Source organism: Streptomyces bikiniensis (assembly GCF_000716625.1).
GTDB classification, from domain to species: domain Bacteria; phylum Actinomycetota; class Actinomycetes; order Streptomycetales; family Streptomycetaceae; genus Streptomyces; species Streptomyces bikiniensis.
Genome location: NZ_JNXJ01000004.1, coordinates 199,117 through 215,635, shown reverse-complemented (window position 1 = coordinate 215,635; position 16,519 = coordinate 199,117). Strand labels below are relative to the sequence as shown.

The 16,519-nt window shown below is 73.7% G+C and carries 17 protein-coding genes; 5 read left to right on the top strand and 12 right to left on the bottom strand.

The features are described 5' to 3' along the window. The coding region (locus OO47_RS37615) for an ATP-binding protein (protein ID WP_030212584.1) at window positions 1-273 on the bottom strand (273 nt) is incomplete at its 3' end. A gap of 373 nt (window positions 274-646) precedes the next feature. Here OO47_RS37615 and OO47_RS04340 point away from each other — a divergent pair. Both OO47_RS04340 and OO47_RS04335 read left to right on the top strand, forming a co-directional pair. Continuing rightward, a complete protein-coding gene (locus tag OO47_RS04340) occupies window positions 647-1,084 on the top strand; it encodes an ATP-binding protein (protein WP_030212581.1) in 438 nt (145 codons plus the stop codon). Between the two features lie 127 nt (window positions 1,085-1,211). Next, the gene (locus tag OO47_RS04335; RefSeq protein WP_030212578.1) at window positions 1,212-2,252 is read left to right on the top strand and encodes an NAD-dependent epimerase/dehydratase family protein; all 1,041 of its coding nucleotides are present in this window, start codon (window positions 1,212-1,214) and stop codon (window positions 2,250-2,252) included. Window positions 2,253-2,382: 130 nt separating this feature from the next. On the opposite strand, the gene OO47_RS04330 is transcribed toward OO47_RS04335, so the two are convergent. From OO47_RS04330 to OO47_RS04315, 4 genes are all read right to left on the bottom strand, one after another. After that, window positions 2,383-2,883 (bottom strand): hemerythrin domain-containing protein, encoded by a 501-nt coding sequence (locus tag OO47_RS04330; RefSeq protein ID WP_030212575.1) that lies wholly within the window; start codon window positions 2,881-2,883, stop codon window positions 2,383-2,385. A gap of 199 nt (window positions 2,884-3,082) precedes the next feature. After that, window positions 3,083-4,717, bottom strand: a complete 1,635-nt coding sequence (locus OO47_RS04325) for an FAD-dependent oxidoreductase (RefSeq protein WP_030212572.1) — start codon at window positions 4,715-4,717, stop codon at window positions 3,083-3,085. A 121-nt stretch (window positions 4,718-4,838) separates the two neighbouring features. Continuing rightward, window positions 4,839-5,801, bottom strand: coding sequence for an AurF N-oxygenase family protein (locus OO47_RS04320; RefSeq protein ID WP_030212569.1), 963 nt, complete (start codon window positions 5,799-5,801; stop codon window positions 4,839-4,841). A 53-nt stretch (window positions 5,802-5,854) separates the two neighbouring features. Next, a complete protein-coding gene (locus tag OO47_RS04315; RefSeq protein ID WP_030212566.1) occupies window positions 5,855-7,369 on the bottom strand; it encodes a flavin-containing monooxygenase in 1,515 nt (504 codons plus the stop codon). Between the two features lie 193 nt (window positions 7,370-7,562). On the opposite strand from OO47_RS04315, the gene OO47_RS04310 reads away from it, so the two are divergent. Beyond that, window positions 7,563-8,294: a TetR/AcrR family transcriptional regulator gene (locus tag OO47_RS04310; RefSeq protein ID WP_030212563.1), complete on the top strand. Its 732-nt coding sequence runs from the start codon at window positions 7,563-7,565 to the stop codon at window positions 8,292-8,294. Window positions 8,295-8,400: 106 nt separating this feature from the next. Here OO47_RS04310 and OO47_RS04305 read toward each other — a convergent pair whose 3' ends face one another. From OO47_RS04305 to OO47_RS04295, 3 genes are all read right to left on the bottom strand, one after another. Beyond that, a complete protein-coding gene (locus OO47_RS04305) occupies window positions 8,401-8,859 on the bottom strand; it encodes a hypothetical protein (protein WP_030212560.1) in 459 nt (152 codons plus the stop codon). A gap of 242 nt (window positions 8,860-9,101) precedes the next feature. Next, window positions 9,102-10,097, bottom strand: coding sequence for a type I glyceraldehyde-3-phosphate dehydrogenase (gap, locus tag OO47_RS04300; RefSeq protein ID WP_030212557.1), 996 nt, complete (start codon window positions 10,095-10,097; stop codon window positions 9,102-9,104). 110 nt (window positions 10,098-10,207) lie between these two features. Next, window positions 10,208-11,164: a GlxA family transcriptional regulator gene (locus OO47_RS04295; RefSeq protein ID WP_030212553.1), complete on the bottom strand. Its 957-nt coding sequence runs from the start codon at window positions 11,162-11,164 to the stop codon at window positions 10,208-10,210. A 291-nt stretch (window positions 11,165-11,455) separates the two neighbouring features. Between OO47_RS04295 and OO47_RS04290 the strand changes: the two genes are divergently transcribed. After that, complete coding sequence (locus OO47_RS04290) at window positions 11,456-12,700, top strand: serine hydrolase domain-containing protein (RefSeq protein ID WP_051715919.1); 1,245 nt, start codon at window positions 11,456-11,458, stop codon at window positions 12,698-12,700. A gap of 52 nt (window positions 12,701-12,752) precedes the next feature. Here the strand turns inward: OO47_RS04290 and OO47_RS04285 are convergent, their stop codons facing one another. The 4 genes from OO47_RS04285 to OO47_RS04270 form a co-directional block, all read right to left on the bottom strand. After that, window positions 12,753-13,277, bottom strand: coding sequence for a GNAT family N-acetyltransferase (locus tag OO47_RS04285; protein ID WP_030212548.1), 525 nt, complete (start codon window positions 13,275-13,277; stop codon window positions 12,753-12,755). Window positions 13,278-13,415: 138 nt separating this feature from the next. Continuing rightward, window positions 13,416-14,630, bottom strand: coding sequence for a S8 family peptidase (locus OO47_RS04280; RefSeq protein ID WP_030212545.1), 1,215 nt, complete (start codon window positions 14,628-14,630; stop codon window positions 13,416-13,418). Window positions 14,631-14,856: 226 nt separating this feature from the next. Continuing rightward, window positions 14,857-15,096, bottom strand: a complete 240-nt coding sequence (locus OO47_RS04275; RefSeq protein ID WP_030212542.1) for a hypothetical protein — start codon at window positions 15,094-15,096, stop codon at window positions 14,857-14,859. Then, window positions 15,093-15,857, bottom strand: a complete 765-nt coding sequence (locus tag OO47_RS04270) for an alpha/beta fold hydrolase (RefSeq protein ID WP_030212539.1) — start codon at window positions 15,855-15,857, stop codon at window positions 15,093-15,095. The genes OO47_RS04275 and OO47_RS04270 overlap by 4 nt, the downstream gene beginning before the upstream one ends. A gap of 200 nt (window positions 15,858-16,057) precedes the next feature. Here OO47_RS04270 and OO47_RS04265 point away from each other — a divergent pair, with 200 nt between their 5' ends. Next, window positions 16,058-16,495: a nitroreductase family deazaflavin-dependent oxidoreductase gene (locus tag OO47_RS04265; RefSeq protein WP_030212536.1), complete on the top strand. Its 438-nt coding sequence runs from the start codon at window positions 16,058-16,060 to the stop codon at window positions 16,493-16,495. Window positions 16,496-16,519 lie beyond the last annotated feature (24 nt).

The window sequence follows — 16,519 nt, the reverse complement described above, 5'->3', positions numbered from 1 at the left end:
CGCGGGCGAACGCGGCCCACGCGGCCGGGGCGGCTCAGGACTGGCATCGGAGACCTCCACCCGCAACCCCTCCCGCCCGCGCCGCAGAACGAACTCCTCGGGACCCCCGGCATGCAGACAGGCATTGGTCACCACCTCCGACACCAACAACAGCACGTCCTCGACCCGCTCCTCCCCCGCCTCGCTCCCCGCCGGAATCCACCCCCAGTCCGCCAACGCCTCCGCCGTGAAGTCCCGGCAACGCGACACCACCCTCCGCACCCCGCGCACCATCAGCCTCCGCACCTGGATTCCACCTCCCCCGCCCTCGCCGTCAGCCATGGCCCTGTCGGGGCCCGGAACTCTCGCCTCCCGGCTCCTCTTTCCGCACGGACGTCGTGGGTTTCATGAATCTCACCGTTCCTCTCACACCTTTTGCTCCTTTTACCTCTTTCCGAGAACTGTGGGCACATTCCTGAGATGTGAGGGGTTACGAAAGGGGGTTCTGGGAAAACGCGGCGACCGCCTTCTCGTGCGAAAGCGCCGTCGCACTCGCGCGAAAGCGCCGTCGCAGCCGCCGGGCGGACGCCCTTGCGGGACGATTCGGAGCGGACGTCCTGGGAACCCGCAGCGTATGAACGGTCGCCGCGTACATCACGTGCGGCCCATGGCCGCCGAGACCCGCCGGTACGAACTGACGGAGGTCCCCGGGGTGGTGGGCGCGTGCCGGGACCTGACCCAGCGGGCGCTGAGCGAGTGGTTCGGGACCGCGGGCGCGCCCGGGCAGGTCGCCGCCGAGGACGCCCTGCTGCTGGTCTCCGAGGTGGTCACCAACGCGTTCACCCACGGGGGCGTGCCGTACGAGCTGCGGCTCGACCGCACCGGGGGCCGGTTGTGGGTCCAGGTCAGCGACACGAACCCGGTACACCCCCGGCCCCGTGGCCCGCACCGCCCGAGCCGCGCCTCCGGGCACGGCCTGTACCTGCTGGAACGGCTGTCGACCGCCTGGGGCTGCGTCCCGAGGGACGGCGGCAAGGCCGTCTGGTTCGAGGTGGAGGTGCCGCCCGCGCCCGGGACCCCCGGCCTCCCGTGGCCGGAGGGATGAGCGGCCCCGGCGTTTACGGGGCGCACCGCGCGGTCACTCGCAGGGCGTGGCCGGTTCCCCGGCCGGGAGCCGACGGTGGGCATGTCCGCACCGCCTCCCCCGCCCCCCCCGCGATTGGACAAGCACCATGAGGGTCGTCGTCACAGGAGCCACCGGAAACGTCGGAACCAGCGTGGTCCGGGCCCTCGACCGTGACCGCGCGGTCACGGACGTGCTCGGTGTCGCCCGTCGCGTCCCCGAGCTGCGGATCGGCGGAGCCCGCTGGACGGCGGCGGACGTCGACCCCGGCGGCCCCGACCTGGCCGCGCTGTTCGCGGGGGCCGACGCCGTCGTCCACCTCGCCTGGAAGTTCCAGCCCACGCACGATCCGGTCGAGACCTGGCGCACCAACGTCCTGGGCAGCATCAGGGTCTTCGAGGCGTGCGCCCGGGCGGGGGTGCAGTGCCTGGTGCACGCCTCTTCGGTGGGCGCCTACTCCCCCGGCCCGTCCGACGGACGCCCCGTGGACGAGTCGTGGTCCACCCACGGCTGGCCCGGCGCGGCCTACACCCGGGAGAAGGCCTATCTGGAGCGCTACCTGGACGGTTTCCAGTCGGCCCACCCGGACCTGCGGGTCGTACGGATGAGGCCGGCGTTCCTGTTCAAGGAGGGGGCCGCGAGCGAGCAGCGCCGCATCTTCGCGGGCCCCCTCCTGCCGTGGCGCGCCGTACGGCCGGGTGTGCTGCCCGTCGTGCCCTCCATCAAGGGGCTGCGGTTCCAGGCGCTGCACACCGACGACGCCGCCGAGGCCTACCGGGCGGCCGTGGTGCGGCCGGTCAGGGGGCCGTTCAACCTGGCGGCCGATCCGGTGCTCGACACCGACGTCCTGGCCCGCCTCCTGAGGGCCCGCGCCGTCCCGGTTCCGGCGGGCGCGGCCCGTACCGTACTCGCCGCCGCGTGGCGCCTGCGCCTCGTGCCCGCCGCGCCGGGGCTGTTCGACGCGGTCCTGCGGCTGCCCCTGCTCGACTTCTCGCGGGCCCGTGAGGAACTGGACTGGGCGCCGTCGTGGACCTCGGAGGAGGCCGTCGGCGAGTTCCTCGAAGGCCTCGGGCGGGGGGCCGGGCTCGACACCCCGCCCCTGGCCGCCGACGCGGCGCCGGCGGGGGCCGGTGGGAGCGCGGGGAGGTGAATCCGCGCCGGTGGGCGGCCCGGGCGGGCCGCCCACCGGGGCGCTCCGGTCTCGCCCGCGCCCGACCTCGTCCATGTCGGTCTCGTCCGCGCCCGGCCCCGTCCACGTCGGCCTTACGCGTCTCCGGCCCTCATCCGTGGACGACCTCGCGCACGTTCTCCACGCGGCCGCAGTCCGAGGCGAGCTGCCGGGCGCGCTCCTTCAGGAACGCGCCGCCCAGTTCGGCCCTGCGCTCGTCGGGGACGTTCTCCCGGGTGTCGTTGAGGATGGTGCGCTCCTCCTCGTCGAGGTGGTGGGTGACCGCCTCGACCAGCTCCTCCAGGCGCTCGTCCCACTCGTCGGAGCCGACCTCGTCCACTTCCAGGAGGGCGAGGAGGGCCTTGTTCCCCTCCTCGTGCTCCTCCGTGCCGTGGTCCACTTCCTCGTCGTCGACGTTCTTGAAGCGCTTGAGCGCCCCGTAGACCTCGGCCTCCTCGGCCTCGCCGTGCGCGATCAGCAGGGCCGAGAACTCCTTCAGGGCGGCGGCCCGGTCCGCCTCGACGCTCCGCATCCGGCGGAACAGGTCCTCCATCCTGCGGTGGTCCTTCAGGATGGCCGCGACCACGTCCTGGTTCTCCTTGCTGCCCGCCATCGTGCTGTCTCCTCCTCCGCCGGTCTTCCACCGGCCGGTCTGTCCCGCCGTACGGCGCTCCGGTGCCCGGTGCCGTCCGGCGGGTACCCCTGCCGGGGAGAACCAATCGCGCCCGCCGTCCCGGCGCTCGAACCGAACCCGGTGGAGCGCGCGGCGGCCCTGCCCGACGTCCTCCGGGACCCGATCGCCGGGCGTCCCGTCACCGCACCCCGCCTCCCCGGGGCCCGGCCGCGCCCCCGGGGCCCGACGCGGCGGCGAGCAGGTCCTCGCGGTCCACGAGTTTGACGCGGGGGCGGTCCTGGGCTCGGCCCTCGGCGCGTTCGGCGGCGTCGATCGCGCGCCAGCCGTCGAGGTCGACGGCGTCGGGACGGGCCGGGCCCGCCGGCGGGCCCGCGGGGGCGGTCAGCAGGCCCGCTTCGAGGTCGTCCAGGAGGGTGGTGACGGTCTCCTGGGCGCAGGACTTGTTGGTGCCGATGAAGCCGGTGGGGCCGCGCTTGATCCAGCCGGTGACGTAGACGCCCGGTTCGACCCGACCCCGCTCGTGCGGCACGGTGCCGGTCTCCGCGTCGAACGGCAGGCCCGGCACCGGTTCGGCGCGGTAGCCGACGGCGCGCAGCACGAGCGACGTCGCGATGGTCTCGGTGTCGTCGGTGGGGACGGCCCGTACGGTGCCGTCGTCGGCGCGGCGCAGTGCGGTCCGTACGACGGTCAGGCCGGTCACCCGGTCCCCGCCCTCGATCCGCGCCGGGCCGGTCAGGAAGCGCAGCACGATGCGGCGGCGGCCGGGGACGGGGGCGCGGGCGGCGAGTTCGGCGAGGACCGCCGTCTTGGGCGTGGCGTCCGCCGGCAGGCTCTCGGGCCATCCCTCCACGAGGACGTCGACGTCGTCGAGGGCGGCGAGCGCGATCAGTTCGGGCAGGGTGAACGCGGCCTCGGCCGGTCCGCGCCGCCCGAGGACGACGACCTCGCGGACCCGGCTCGCGCGCAGCGCGGTCAGGGCCCGGTCGGAGATGTCGGTACGGGCGAGGGCGTCGGGGTCGGCGGTCAGGATCCGGGCCACGTCCAGGGCCACGTTGCCGTTGCCGACGACGACGGCCCGTTCGGTGTCCAGCGGGTGGGCGGTGCCGTCGTGGTCGGGGTGGCCGTTGTACCAGGCGACGAAGTCGGTGGCGGAGGCGCTGCCGGGCAGGTCCTCGCCCTCGATGCCGAGGCGCCGGTCGGTGGCGGCGCCCACGGCGTAGACCACGGCGTGGTGGTCGCGGACCAGGTCCTCATGGTGCAGGTCGTGGCCGATCCGGGTGTTGAGGCGGTACGAGAAGCCGGGCTGGCCCTCGATGGCCCGGAACAGTTCGGTGACCCGCTTGGTGTCCTGGTGGTCGGGGGCCACTCCGGCCCGCGCGAGTCCGTACGGGGTGGGCAGCCGGTCGTACACGGTGACGCTCACGCCGGGGTGCCGGAGCAGTTCGTCGGCGGCGAAGAGTCCGGCCGGTCCGGCGCCGACCACGGCCACCCGCAGCCCGGTGGTCTCCGCCCGGCGCTGCGGGGGCACGAGGGCCATGGGGGTGCGGTCGGCGTGCGGGGAGGTGTCGTAGTAGGCGCGGTTGAGTTCGAGGAACGGCAGCTCGCCCTCGGTGAGCTTGGTGTGCGGTTTGAGGGCGTCCACCGGGCAGGCCGTCGTGCACGCCCCGCAGTCGACGCAGGTGCGGGGGTCGACGTACAGCATCTCGGTCTGTCCGAAGCCCGGTTCGCCGGGGGCGGGGTGGATGCAGTTGACCGGGCAGGCCAGCACACACGACGCGTCGGCGCAGCACGACCGGGTGACGACGTAGGGCATGGGGAGCGGTTCTCCGTTCACGTTCGCGGGGCCGCCGGGACGGCTCCCGGTCGGCGGTCCCGCCCGGCGGGCGGGTGTGCTGCCCGGACGGCGTACGCCCGCCGGACGAGGAGCCGGTGCGTCAGGCGGCGTGCGGGGCGGGCTCGCCCCGGAAGCGGGACGGGCGCCCGTCGATGCGCAGGGCGCGCCACACCTTCCGGGAGGCCCGGTTCATCAGGCCGATGTCCTCGGCGAGCATCCGCACGTCGGAGAAGAGGTCGCGGAGCATCTTCTCGCCGTCGGGCGACTTCCAGAAGATGTCCTTGATCACCCAGTGGGGGACGCCGATCTTCTCGGCGGTCTTCCGGTCGGGGACCACGATGACGTCGCCGAGGACGCGCATGATGACCGGGAAGGCCACTGAGAGGGCGCCCCGGCGGAACCTGCCGTAGCCGGGGACCTTGACGCGCAGGAACTCGTGGGCGAAGGAGATGTGGCGGGCCTCCTCGGCGACGTGGATCTGCATGAGCCGCCGCATCAGGGGGTGGATGTCCTCGCCGCCGCGCAGGATCGCCTTCTGGAGGTGGTCGATGGGCTCCTCGCCGGCGAGGACGCCGGTGAAGAACGACTCGGGGATGAGGGAGCCGGCCAGCGGCAGGAAGCGGCTGACCACCCGGAAGGAGCGCCGGCCGCCGGGCACGTCGGCGCCCGCGCGGTTGACGAACTCCTGGAACATCTGGGTGTGGTGGCACTCCTCCGTGGCCTCGTGGGTGAGGTAGCGGAACTCCGGGTTCTGGTTCGGCAGCGCGAAGAGGTAGTCCATCACCCCGCGGATGAGGACGTTCTCGAACTGCATGCCGACCTTGACGATGTTGGCGTACCGCCACAGGCCGATCTTCGTCCGGACCTCCAGCGGCTGCGCCCGGTACCACGGGTGGCCGCCGAGCGGGTCGGCCGCGGGGAGCACCCAGCGGGGGTCCTTCGGGTCGATGGCGAACTCGGGGTTGTCCCAGTCGATGTCGGTGAAGGCGTCGAAGTGGATGTGCACCGACGCCTCGGACAGCGTCCGGAGCCTTTCGTGGTAGTTCTCCTGGCTGATGGTCATCGTCGTCCTCGATCTCTCGTGTGCGGTCTCCGGAGGGACGGGCGGGTCCGGGGTCAGACCGCCGGGGCGTGGTCCCGGCGGTCGGTGGCGGGACGTGTCCCGGGGGCGGTCCGCTCGAAGCGGAGGGCGGGGTCCTCGACGGGCGAGTCCCGCAGGGCCCGGCGGTCGCGGTAGTAGTCGTTCCAGATCCGCCAGGGGTCGCGGATGCCCTGGCGGGGCATGATCGCGTCGCCGCGCGCGATGTAGCCGGAGGTCAGCGACTCCCCCATGACGGACACGTCGGAGCGGTCGGACGCGGCGGCGACGGGGGTGGCGCTGGTGAGGCCGTGCCGGTCCATGTGGGCGATCAGGCGGCTGAGGTACGCGCAGGCGAGGTCGGCCTTGAGCGTCCAGGAGGCGTTGGTGTAGCCGATGATCATCGCCAGGTTGGGGACGCCGTCGAGCATCACGCCCTTGTAGAGGAGGTGGTCGCGGGTGACGAGGGGCTTGCCGTCGACCGTGATCTCCATGCCGCCGGCGAGCTGGAGCTTCAGGCCGGTGGCCGTGACGACGACGTCGGCCGGGATCTCCTCGCCGGACTTCACCCTGATCCCGTTCTCGGTGAAGGTCTCGATCCGGTCGGTGACCACGGAGGCCTTGCCGCTCTTGAGGGCCTTGAAGAGGTCGCCGCCGGGGACGACGCAGAGCCGCTGGTCCCAGGGCTTGTACGACGGGGTGAAGTGGCGCATGTCGACGTCCTTGCCGAGCCGGGCCCGGACGGCGCCGAGCAGCACCTTGCGCATGAGCCGCGGGGCCTTGCGGCACAGGGCGTACAGGCCGCGCTGGAGCGCGATGTTGCGGGCGCGGCCCACGCGGTGGACGAGCCCGGCGGGGACGCGGAGCCTGCGCAGGACGGTGGAGACGGGGTCGTCGGCGGGCAGCGCCAGGATGTACGTGGGCGAGCGCTGGAGCATGGTGACGTGCGCGGCGGTGTCGGCCATCGAGGGGACCAGGGTGATGGCGGTGGCGCCGCTGCCGATGACGACCACGCGCTTGCCGGTGTGGTCGAGGTCCTCGGGCCAGTGCTGCGGGTGCACGAGGGTGCCGGTGAAGCGCTCCTCGCCGGGGAACTCCGGGCGGTGGCCGGCGTCGTAGTCGTAGTAGCCGGTGGCGCCGACGAGGAAGCGGGCCTTCCAGAGCTCGGTCGTGCCGGTGGCCTCGTCCAGGGTCTCGACGGTCCACCGGCCCTCGTCGCCCGACCAGTCGGCGCGGACGGCCTTGCGGCCGAAGCGGACGTGCTCGGTGACGCCGCGCTCCTCGGCGGTCTCCTGGACGTAGCGGCGGATGTCCGTGCCCTCGGCGAGGATCCTGGTGCCGTGCCAGGCGCGGAAGCCGTAGCCGAAGGTGTACATGTCCGAGTCCGAGCGGATGCCCGGGTAGCGGAACAGGTCCCAGGTGCCGCCGACCCGTGCGCGCCGCTCGATGACGGCGTACGTGGTGCCGGGGTTGCCGTCGGCCAGGTGGCAGGCGGCGCTGATGCCGGACAGTCCCGCGCCGATGATCAGCACGTCGACGTGCTGGTGTTCCATCTCGTTACCCCTCTGTCGCCGCCCCGCGTGCTTCCGCACCGGTGCACCGGATGCACCAGACCCGAACGCCGTCGCCCGGTACGGGAATTTACCTGTGTCACTGCGTCCAAGGTACCGGCGGTAACACGTCATGCGCCACCCCCGGGAAACGACCGCGCGCGGCCTCTTGATCGGGCCGGGTACGATCCACGCCGTGGCGGAGGACAGAGACGTACGCGGTGACGGACGCCCCGACGGCCGGGACACGCGCTGGTCCGGCCACCGGGCCGAGCGCCGCGACCAGGTCCTCGCGGCGGCCCTCGCCGTCATCGGCCGGGAGGGTCCCTCGGTCAGCGTGGCGGCGATCGGCGCCGAGGCCGGGATGCCCCGTTCCGTGGTCTACCGGATCTTCCGCAGCCGCGAGGACCTGGACGAGCGGATCCGCGCGCGCATCGCCGACGACCTGCTGGCCGAGTTGTACCCGGCGCTCGACCCGAAGGGAACCGTCCGGGAGGCCGTCGAACTCGGCGCCGCGACCTATGTCGGCTGGGTCGCGGAGCACCCCCGGCTCCACCAGTTCCTCGGCACCGGCTCGCCCGAGCGGCACGCCGCCGGCTCCCGGGTGGTGGCGGGCACCCGCACGGCCATCGCCCTCCACCTGGCGCGGCTGCTCGACACGTACGCCGAGCAGTTGGTCGACGGCGGCAAGGCGCCCGCGGGCTTCACCCTCAACCTGGCGTTCGGCATGGTGGGGCTGGTGGACGGGGTGGTCAACCAGTGGGCCGCGCACCCCGAGTCGCGGAGCTCCCTCGACGACCTGACGCATTTCCTGGGCGACGCCCTGTGGGGCGTCCTCTCGCAGTCCACCCTGCGGCTGGGGCTCGTCCTCGATCCGGACCAGCCGATCGGCACGGCCCTGGAGCCACCGGCGCGGCCCCGGCCGTGAGGGGCCAGGGCGGTCGGGCCCCGTGCCGGAAGAAGCCAGGGCGATCGGGCCCCGTGCCGGAAGAGGCCGGGGCGATCGGGCCCCTTCCGGAAGGAGGCCCGGGCGGTCAGACCTTTCGCGCCTCCGCCACGGCCGAGCGCAGCGTCTTCCTGGTCCACGGGCTCTGCGGGGCGAGCCGTTCGACCACGGCCGCCAGCCAGTCCGGGTCTCCGAGGCGCTCGGTCTCCTTCGCCTCGGCCGTCCGCACGAACAGCTCGTCCAGCAGGAGCACGTGGGCCGTGCGGTAGCGGTGCGCGTGCCGGGTGAACCGCGCCTCCCACACCTCGTAGGGGTGACGGAGCGTCGCCCTGACGAGGGGGCCTATCCGGTGGCGCCCCTCGAACCTCGGTCCCACTTCGTGGATCGTCATGAACCGCGACCAGGGGACCAGGGTCTGCCGGACGCCGTCGCACCGCTGTTCAAGGCCCTCGGGCAGGAGGACGACATGGCTGCCGGAGGGATTCCGCTCCCGGTCGCCGAGACCCCAGAAACCGTTGCTGTCCCTCTCCAGCGGCCCCAGAGCCATGGGTCCCTCCCGGTGTGCGGTGTTCCGTTCCTCCCCGCACGGTAGACGGGGAGTACGGGCGGCCGTCATGCCGGACTCCGGCAGTCCGGAGGGCGCTCTGTTGCCTGCCGGTCACCGGCCGGCACCGGGAACGGCGACGCGCCGGCCCCGCGGGTGCGGGGCCGGCGCGGGGTGGTCCGCTTGCCGGGGACGGCGGCCGTGTGGACCGTGGGGTCCTCGTCGGCCGACGAGTCGGGTCCTCGTCAGCCGGCGAGGAGTTCGAGCGTGTCGATGACGCGGTTCGAGAAGCCCCACTCGTTGTCGTACCAGGCGACGACCTTGACGTGGCGGCCCTCGACGCGGGTGAGCTCCGAGTCGAAGATCGAGGAGGCCGGGTTGCCCGTGATGTCGGAGGAGACGAGCGCGTCCTCCGAGTACTCCAGGACGCCCTTGAGCGGGCCCTCGGCGGCGGTACGGTAGGCCTCCAGGACGTCCTCGCGGGTCACGTCGCGGGAGACGGTCGTGTTGAGCTCGACGATCGAGCCGACCGGGACCGGGACGCGGATCGAGTCGCCGGACAGCTTGCCGTCCAGGCCGGGCAGCACGAGGCCGATGGCCTTGGCGGCGCCCGTCGAGGTCGGGACGATGTTGACGCCGGCGGCGCGGGCGCGGCGCGGGTCGCGGTGCGGGCCGTCCTGCAGGTTCTGCTCCTGCGTGTACGCGTGGACCGTCGTCATGAAGCCGTGCTCGATGCCGGCGAGGTCGTCGAGGACCTTGGCCAGGGGGGCGAGCGCGTTCGTCGTGCACGAGGCGTTCGAGACGATCGTGTGCAGCTCCGCATCGTACGCGTCGGTGTTGACGCCGTACGCGAGGGTGACGTCGGCACCGTCGGCGGGCGCGCTGACGAGCACCTTCCTGGCACCCGCGTCGATGTGGGCGCGGGCCGCCTTGGCCGACGTGAAGCGGCCGGTCGCCTCCAGGACGATGTCGACGTCGAGTTCGGCCCAGGGCAGCTGCGCCGGCTCGCGCTCGGCGAGCACCTTGATGCGCTGCCCGTCGACGACCAGGGTGTCGCCGTCCACGCTCACCGGACGGCCGAGGCGGCCGGAGGTCGAGTCGAAGGCGAGGAGCCGCGCGAGCGCGGTGGGCTCGGTGAGGTCGTTGACGGCGACGACCTCCAGGCCGCTGTCGCGCTCCAGGAGCGCACGCAGCACGTTGCGTCCGATGCGGCCGAATCCGTTGATGGCGATGCGAGTCATGGCGATGTCCCTTCGGTTCGCCACCCATGCTCGTGCGCGGCGGGCGCCTGTGACAGCGGCGCGATCGCCACGGTCCGCAAGGATCGCGCCAGAGCGCCACCGGGGCCGGTTCACTCGCCCTGGGCGAAGGTGCGCCGGTACTCGGTCGGCGTGGTGCCCAGGATCCGCTGGAAGTGCAGCCGCAGGTTGGCCCCGGTGCCGAGCCCCACGTCGGCGGCGATCTGCTCGACGCCCCGCTCGGAGCGTTCGAGGAGTTCGCGGGCCCGGTCGACGCGGGCCCGCATGACCCACTGCATGGGGGTGTACCCGGTGTCCTCGACGAACCGGCGCGAGAAGGTGCGCGCCGACACCGCCGCGTGCCGGGCGAGGACGTCGAGGGTGAGGGGTTCGCCGAGCCGGTGCAGCGCCCACTCGCGGGTGGCGGCGAACCGTTCTCCGAGCGGTTCGGGCACGCTGCGCGGCACGTACTGCGCCTGGCCGCCGCTGCGGTACGGGGCGGCGACCAGGCGCCGGGCCGCGTGGTTCGACGCGGCCACCCCGAGGTCGCCGCGCAGGATGTGCAGGCACAGGTCGATGCCCGAGGCGGCGCCGGCGGACGTCAGGACGCTGCCCTCGTCCACGAAGAGGACGTTCTCGTCGACGCGGATCAGGGGGCGCTTCGCGGCGAGCGCCCGCGCGTAGTGCCAGTGCGTGGTGGCGCGTTTGCCGTCGAGGAGTCCGGTGGCGGCCAGCGCGAAGGCGCCCGTCGAGATCGCGGCGAGCCGCGCGCCCCGCTCGTGGGCGGCGATCAGCGCGTCGACGACGGCCCGGGGCGGGTCCTCGCGGTCGGGGAAGCGGTAGCCGGGGACGAAGACGATGTCGGCCCACGCGAGCGCGTCCAGGCCGTGGGCGACCTGGTAGGCCAGACCGTCGCCGCCGGCGACGACACCGGGTTCGGCGCCGCACACCCGTACCTCGTACGGCATGCTCGCGCGGGTCGTGAACACCTGCGCGGGGATGCCGACGTCGAGGGGCTTCGCCCCTTCGAGGACGAGGACGGCGACGCGATGCAGACGGGAAACGGGCACGTCACGAGGGTACGCGGGGCGTGTCGGGGGCGGGGCGGGGGCGTCCGGACGCGGCCGCGGGAGGTGGCGCGCGGGAAACGGAATCAGCCCCTCCGCATCCCGTGGCCCGTGTCAGGAACCTTTCCCGGGCGTTGGCACTCATGATCAAGGGGCCCGGGGCCGCGCCGTGACGGTGGCGCCCTCCGTGCCCCCGGTGCGCCGCCGCCGCGCGTCGTTCCGGACGAATCCGATGAAGTCGAGGAAACCACCGTGCCCCTGACGTCGCACCGACGCCTGGTCGTGAGCGCCACCATGATCGCCGCACTCGCCGCGGGCGTCGCACCCGCCACCAGCGCGTCCGCCGCCCCGCAGGCCCCGGCCGCCGTCCCGCAGGCCCCCGCCGTCCCGAAGACGGCGGACACCGCTCCCGCTCCCGACATGGAGGGCGTGGTCGCGGCGCTGAACGCCGCCGTGGCCAACGGAGCGCCGGGCGCGATGGCCCGGTTCTCCGGCCCCGACGGCGTCCGGAGCCGTACGGTCGGCGTCCAGGACCGGGTGAACGGCACGCCCATGGACGTCCGGTCGCGGTTCCGGATCGGCAGCGTCAGCAAGACGTTCTCCACGGTCGTGCTCCTCCAGCTGGTGCAGGAGGGGCGGCTGACGCTCGACGCGCCGGTCGACGCGTACCTGCCCGGCCTGCTCCCCGACGACCGCATCACGGTCCGTCACCTGCTCACCCACCGCAGCGGACTCGCCGACTACACCGACCCGATGTTCGCGAACACGGTGCCGGGCTTCGAGTCCGTGCGGAACAGGGTGTTCACCTACCAGGAGCTCGTGGACCTCTCCCTGGCGCTGCCCCGGACCACCGAACCCGGAGTGTCGTACAAGTATTCCAACGCCAACTTCGCGGTGGTCGGGATGCTCATCGAGAAGCTGACGGGCAGGCCGGTGGCGGACGCGTACCAGCGCCGCATCTTCAAGCCGCTGAAGCTGCGCGACACCTCGTACGTCCACCCCGAGACCCGCATCGCGGGGCGACACGTCCGCGGGTACCTGTACCCGGACGCGGCCGGCGACCCGCTGGTGGACTCCACGGAGCAGACCGTGTCCTGGGCTCAGTCCGCCGGGGCCGTCATCTCCAGCCCCGCCGACCTGAACACCTTCACCAGGGCCCTCATGCGCGGCCGTCTGCTGTCCCCGGCGATGATGGACGCGATGACGACGGTGACGCCGACGGACGCCACCGGCACCCGGTTCTACGGCCTCGGCCTGCGCCGCTACGACCTGTCGTGCGGCACCCAGGTGTACGGCCACACCGGCACCGTGCAGGGCTTCTACACGTACGCCTTCTCGACGCGTGACGGCCGGCGCAGCCTCTCGGCCATGGCGAACTCCTCGAACCGCGGAGTGGTCAACACGGCGCTCGGCGGAACGCTGGAGGCGGCGTTCTGCGGCAAGAAGCCGGCCGTGGCGCCGTCGTCGCGCGCCGCCTCGCCCTCGGCCGGCGACCTCTCGGCGCTGCCGGCGGAGCGGGACCTGCCCGAGCGCCACTGACGGCCCCGAGGGGGCGTCCGCGGTCCTCACCCGGCCGGACGCCCCCTCGGGTTCACGCCTGGTACTCGCTGAGGTCGATGGCGTGCACGCGCAGGGGGACGCCGAGGACCGGGTGGTCCAGCTCGCGCTCGGGCTCCATGCCGAGCTTGGCCGCGACGTTCTCGGACGCGCGGTCGCCGAGGTGCGTGACGGCGACGACCCGGTCGAGCCCCCGGTCCTGGAGCGCCCACTCCAGGACCGCGTGGGCGGCCTCGGAGGCGTAGCCCTGGCCCCAGAACGGGCGTCCGAGGCGCCAGGAGATCTCGACGTCCGCCGCCGCCTCGTCCGGTACGGAGAGTCCGACGAGGCCGATCAGCTCGCCGGAGGCGAGGAGTTCGACGGCGAAGAGGCCGAAGCCCTCTTCGTCCCACTCCTCCTCGTACCGCTCGATGTCCCCGGCGGTCTCCTCCAGGTCGCGGACCGAGCCGTCGCCGGTCCGGCGCATGACCTCGGGGTCGGCGTTGATCTCGGACAGCGGGACGAGGTCGTCGTCGCTCCAGCGGCGGAGGACGAGGCGGGGGGTGCGGATCTCGGTCATGGTCCCATCCTGGCGCACGCCGCGGCCCGCCCGCGCCACCGGGCCGCGGGGCGGTCCCGCCGCGCGGACAGGGAGCGCCCCGGAGGCGCCGGCTGCCTCCGGGGCGGTCGCGTGCGCCGGGTCGCGGCGCGGGCCTCGTTACGGGACGATCCGCAGGAGGCGGTTCGGGGAGCCGCTGCCCGGGCCGGTGACCTTGCCGGGCGTGGCGCCGTTGACGAGGGCCGTGGCGACCTGGGCCGGGGTGGCGGAGGGGTGCCCGGCGAGGTGGATCGCGGCGGCGCCCGCCACGTGCGGGGCGGCCATCGAGGTGCCCGAGATGGTGTTGGTGGCGCTGTCGCTCGTGTGCCAGCCCGCGGTGATGGAGACGCCGGGGGCGAAGAGGTCGAGGACCGAGCCGTAGTTGGACCAGCTCGCCTTGGCGTCGGCGTTGCTCGTGGCGCCGACCGTGAGGGCCTCGGTGACCCGGGCGGGCGACGAGGAGGAGGCGTTGACCCCGGAGTTGCCCGCCGCGACGGCGTAGGTGATGCCGTCGGCGATGGACCTCCTCACCGCGTTGTCGAGGGTGGTGGAGGCGCCGCCGCCGAGGGAGAGGTTGGCCACGGCCGGGGTGCCGGCGGTGTGGTGGGAGGTGACCCAGTCGATGCCCGCGATGACGCCGGCGGTGGTGCCGGAGCCGTTGTCGTCGAGGACGCGGACGGCGACGACCTTGGTCTTCTTGGCCACGCCGTGGGTGGTTCCGGCGACGGTGGTGGCGACGTGGGTGCCGTGGCCGTTGCCGTCCTGGGCGACCGTGTCGCCCTCGACCGCGTCGTAGCCGTTCACGGCGCGCCCTGCCAGCTGGGAGTGGCTGATGCGGACCCCGGTGTCGATGACGTAGGCCGTGACGCCGCCGCCCGCGCTGTCGGGGTAGGTGTACGTGCCGGAGAGCGGCAGGTTCGCCTGGTCGATGCGGTCCAGGCCCCAGGGGGCGTTGGTCTGCGTCGCGTCGGAGCGGACCACCTGGTTCTGCTCGACGGAGGCGACGGACGGATCGGCGGCGAGGCGGCGGGCGGCCTTCGCGTCGAGGGTGGCCGTGTAGCCGTCGAGGGCGGCGCCGAACGTCTTGCCGACGGTGCCGCCGTAGGCGGATATCAGCTTCCGGCCCTTGTCCGAGCCGGCCTTGAAGCCCGCGTCCTGCTTCAGCGTGACGATGTAGCTGCCGGGGACGGCGTCGGCCGAACCCGCCGCGAGGACGGTGCCCTCGGCCGGGGCCGCCTGGGCGGGGACGGCCGCGAAGGTGCCGAGCAGGGCGGCCGCGGTCGCGGCGGAGGCCGTCACGGCGAAGCGGGTCCTGGTGCTCTTCGGGAGTGCCATTGCGAGGGAGTCCTCCTCGTCCGCGTCGTGCCCGGGGGTGGGGCGGCACGACTGTGGGGGGGGTGCACGCGGGGCCACGTGCACGGTCGGGACCGGTGTGTCCGGTCCCGGCGTGATCAGCAGCCTGGCGGCTCCACGGGCGTGGCTCAAGGAAGTTGACGCCTTGTCATGCATCCGCCACACGCCTGCAATCGAACCCCCTCGGAACCCCGTCGAGGTGGCCGGATCAGGTGTACGACTGGCCGGAAACACGGCCTGCCCGGCCCGGCCGATCCGAACGGCCCGGCGGGTTCGCCACGTCCGGTCGGCCCGTCGCGTCCGGCTCGTCCGCCGGGTTCGCCACGTCCGGTCGGCCCGCCGCGTCCGGCTCGTCCGCCGGGTCCGTCACGTCCGGTCGGCCCGCCGCGTCCGGCTCGTCCGGCGGGTCCGTCACGTCCGGCCTGCCCGCCGCGTCCGGCGGGTTCACGTGGCTTCCGCGAGGGAGCGGGCGAGCGCGGTGGCGAAGCCGTCCGGGTTGTCCAGCATCAGGTTGTGCCCCGCGCCGGGGACCTCGGTCACCGGGATGCCGAGCGCCGCGGCCTTCTCCGCGTCGGCGTCCGGCAGGCTGAACTCCCCGACGAGGAAGGCACGGGGCGCCACGATCCCGGCCAGCAGGTCCCCCGTGGCGGGCGCGCTCCCCTCGACCAGCGCCACGGCGCTGCGGTGGACGGCCAGCGGGTCGGCGAGGCGCAGCCGGGCGGCGTAGTCGGCGCGGCCGGCGAGGGCGAGCATGCGGGAGAACCCCCTCGTCACGAACGCCTCCTCGCTCTGGGCGGCCACCGGTGAGCTGAAGGCGCCCCCGCCCGCGTACAGGTTGGGCTCCGCCACCACGAGCCGGGCGACCAGGTCGGGGCGGGCCGCCGCCAGGTGGATCGCCACGGAGCCGCCCATCGAGTGCCCGACGAGGTCCGCTCCCGTCACGCCGAGGTGGTCGAGGACGGCGGCCACCGCCGCCGCCTGGGACTCCATGCGGTAGTCGAAGTCCGCGGGCCGGTCGCTCAGTCCGTGGCCGAGGAGGTCCACCAGGAGCGCCCGGCCGCCGCGGAGCGCGGGGTGGGCGGCGATGTGGGCGAAGTCCGAGGCGGCCGTGCACCCGAGGCCGTGGACGAAGACCCGTACGGGCCCTTCGCCCGGCAGGTCGATCCACCGGATGTACGCCCGCTCCTCCGCCAGGAACAACTCCCGCATGCCGCTCTCCTCCGTGCCGCACCGATGCCGTACGGCCGTCGTGCCGTCACCGTGGTGCCGCTGTCGTGTCGTCGGGCGTCACCCTATGGGTCGGTACCGACAGCGTCGCCGGAGCGGCCTGCCGCTCCGCGCGCGGGTGGGTCGGATAGCGTCGGTCCGAGCCGATCCGGTGACGCCGGACAGGAGCCGAAAGGACACACATGCCCCTCGAAGGTGAGTACGAGCCCAGTCCGGAGGCGTGGGTACGGGACCAGGTCGAGCTCTACGAGTCGTCCGGCGGCACGGAGGGCACGACCCTGCGCGGCATGCCGGTGGTCCTGGTGACCAACCGGGGCGCGAAGAGCGGCAAGCTCCGCAAGATCCCGTTGATGCGGGTCGAGCACGACGGGGCGTACGCGCTCGTGGCGTCGAACGGCGGCGCCGCGAAGCACCCCTTCTGGTACCACAACCTCGTCGCCCACCCGGAGGTCGAGCTGCGCGACGGCACCGGGGTGTGGGACATGCGGGCCCGCGTCGTCACCGGCGAGGAGCGCCGGGAGTGGTGGGACCGGGCCGTCGCCGCCTTCCCGGACTACGCCGACTACCAGCGGAAGGCGGACCGGGAGATCCCGCTGTTCGTGGTGGAGCGCACCGGCTGACCGGCCGTCGGCGCGGGCCCCGGG

Excerpts from the sequence above, each read along its gene's own strand:
- OO47_RS04340 (WP_030212581.1), top strand. The coding sequence starts at position 647 with ATGGCCGCCGAGACCCGCCGGTACGAACTGACGGAGGTCCCCGGGGTG.
- OO47_RS04335 (WP_030212578.1), top strand. The coding sequence starts at position 1,212 with ATGAGGGTCGTCGTCACAGGAGCCACCGGAAACGTCGGAACCAGCGTG.
- OO47_RS04330 (WP_030212575.1), bottom strand. The coding sequence starts at position 2,883 with ATGGCGGGCAGCAAGGAGAACCAGGACGTGGTCGCGGCCATCCTGAAG.
- OO47_RS04325 (WP_030212572.1), bottom strand. The coding sequence starts at position 4,717 with ATGCCCTACGTCGTCACCCGGTCGTGCTGCGCCGACGCGTCGTGTGTG.
- OO47_RS04320 (WP_030212569.1), bottom strand. The coding sequence starts at position 5,801 with ATGACCATCAGCCAGGAGAACTACCACGAAAGGCTCCGGACGCTGTCC.
- OO47_RS04315 (WP_030212566.1), bottom strand. The coding sequence starts at position 7,369 with ATGGAACACCAGCACGTCGACGTGCTGATCATCGGCGCGGGACTGTCC.
- OO47_RS04305 (WP_030212560.1), bottom strand. The coding sequence starts at position 8,859 with ATGGCTCTGGGGCCGCTGGAGAGGGACAGCAACGGTTTCTGGGGTCTC.
- gap (WP_030212557.1), bottom strand. The coding sequence starts at position 10,097 with ATGACTCGCATCGCCATCAACGGATTCGGCCGCATCGGACGCAACGTG.
- OO47_RS04290 (WP_051715919.1), top strand. The coding sequence starts at position 11,456 with ATGATCGCCGCACTCGCCGCGGGCGTCGCACCCGCCACCAGCGCGTCC.
- OO47_RS04285 (WP_030212548.1), bottom strand. The coding sequence starts at position 13,277 with ATGACCGAGATCCGCACCCCCCGCCTCGTCCTCCGCCGCTGGAGCGAC.
- OO47_RS04280 (WP_030212545.1), bottom strand. The coding sequence starts at position 14,630 with ATGGCACTCCCGAAGAGCACCAGGACCCGCTTCGCCGTGACGGCCTCC.
- OO47_RS04270 (WP_030212539.1), bottom strand. The coding sequence starts at position 15,857 with ATGCGGGAGTTGTTCCTGGCGGAGGAGCGGGCGTACATCCGGTGGATC.
- OO47_RS04265 (WP_030212536.1), top strand. The coding sequence starts at position 16,058 with ATGCCCCTCGAAGGTGAGTACGAGCCCAGTCCGGAGGCGTGGGTACGG.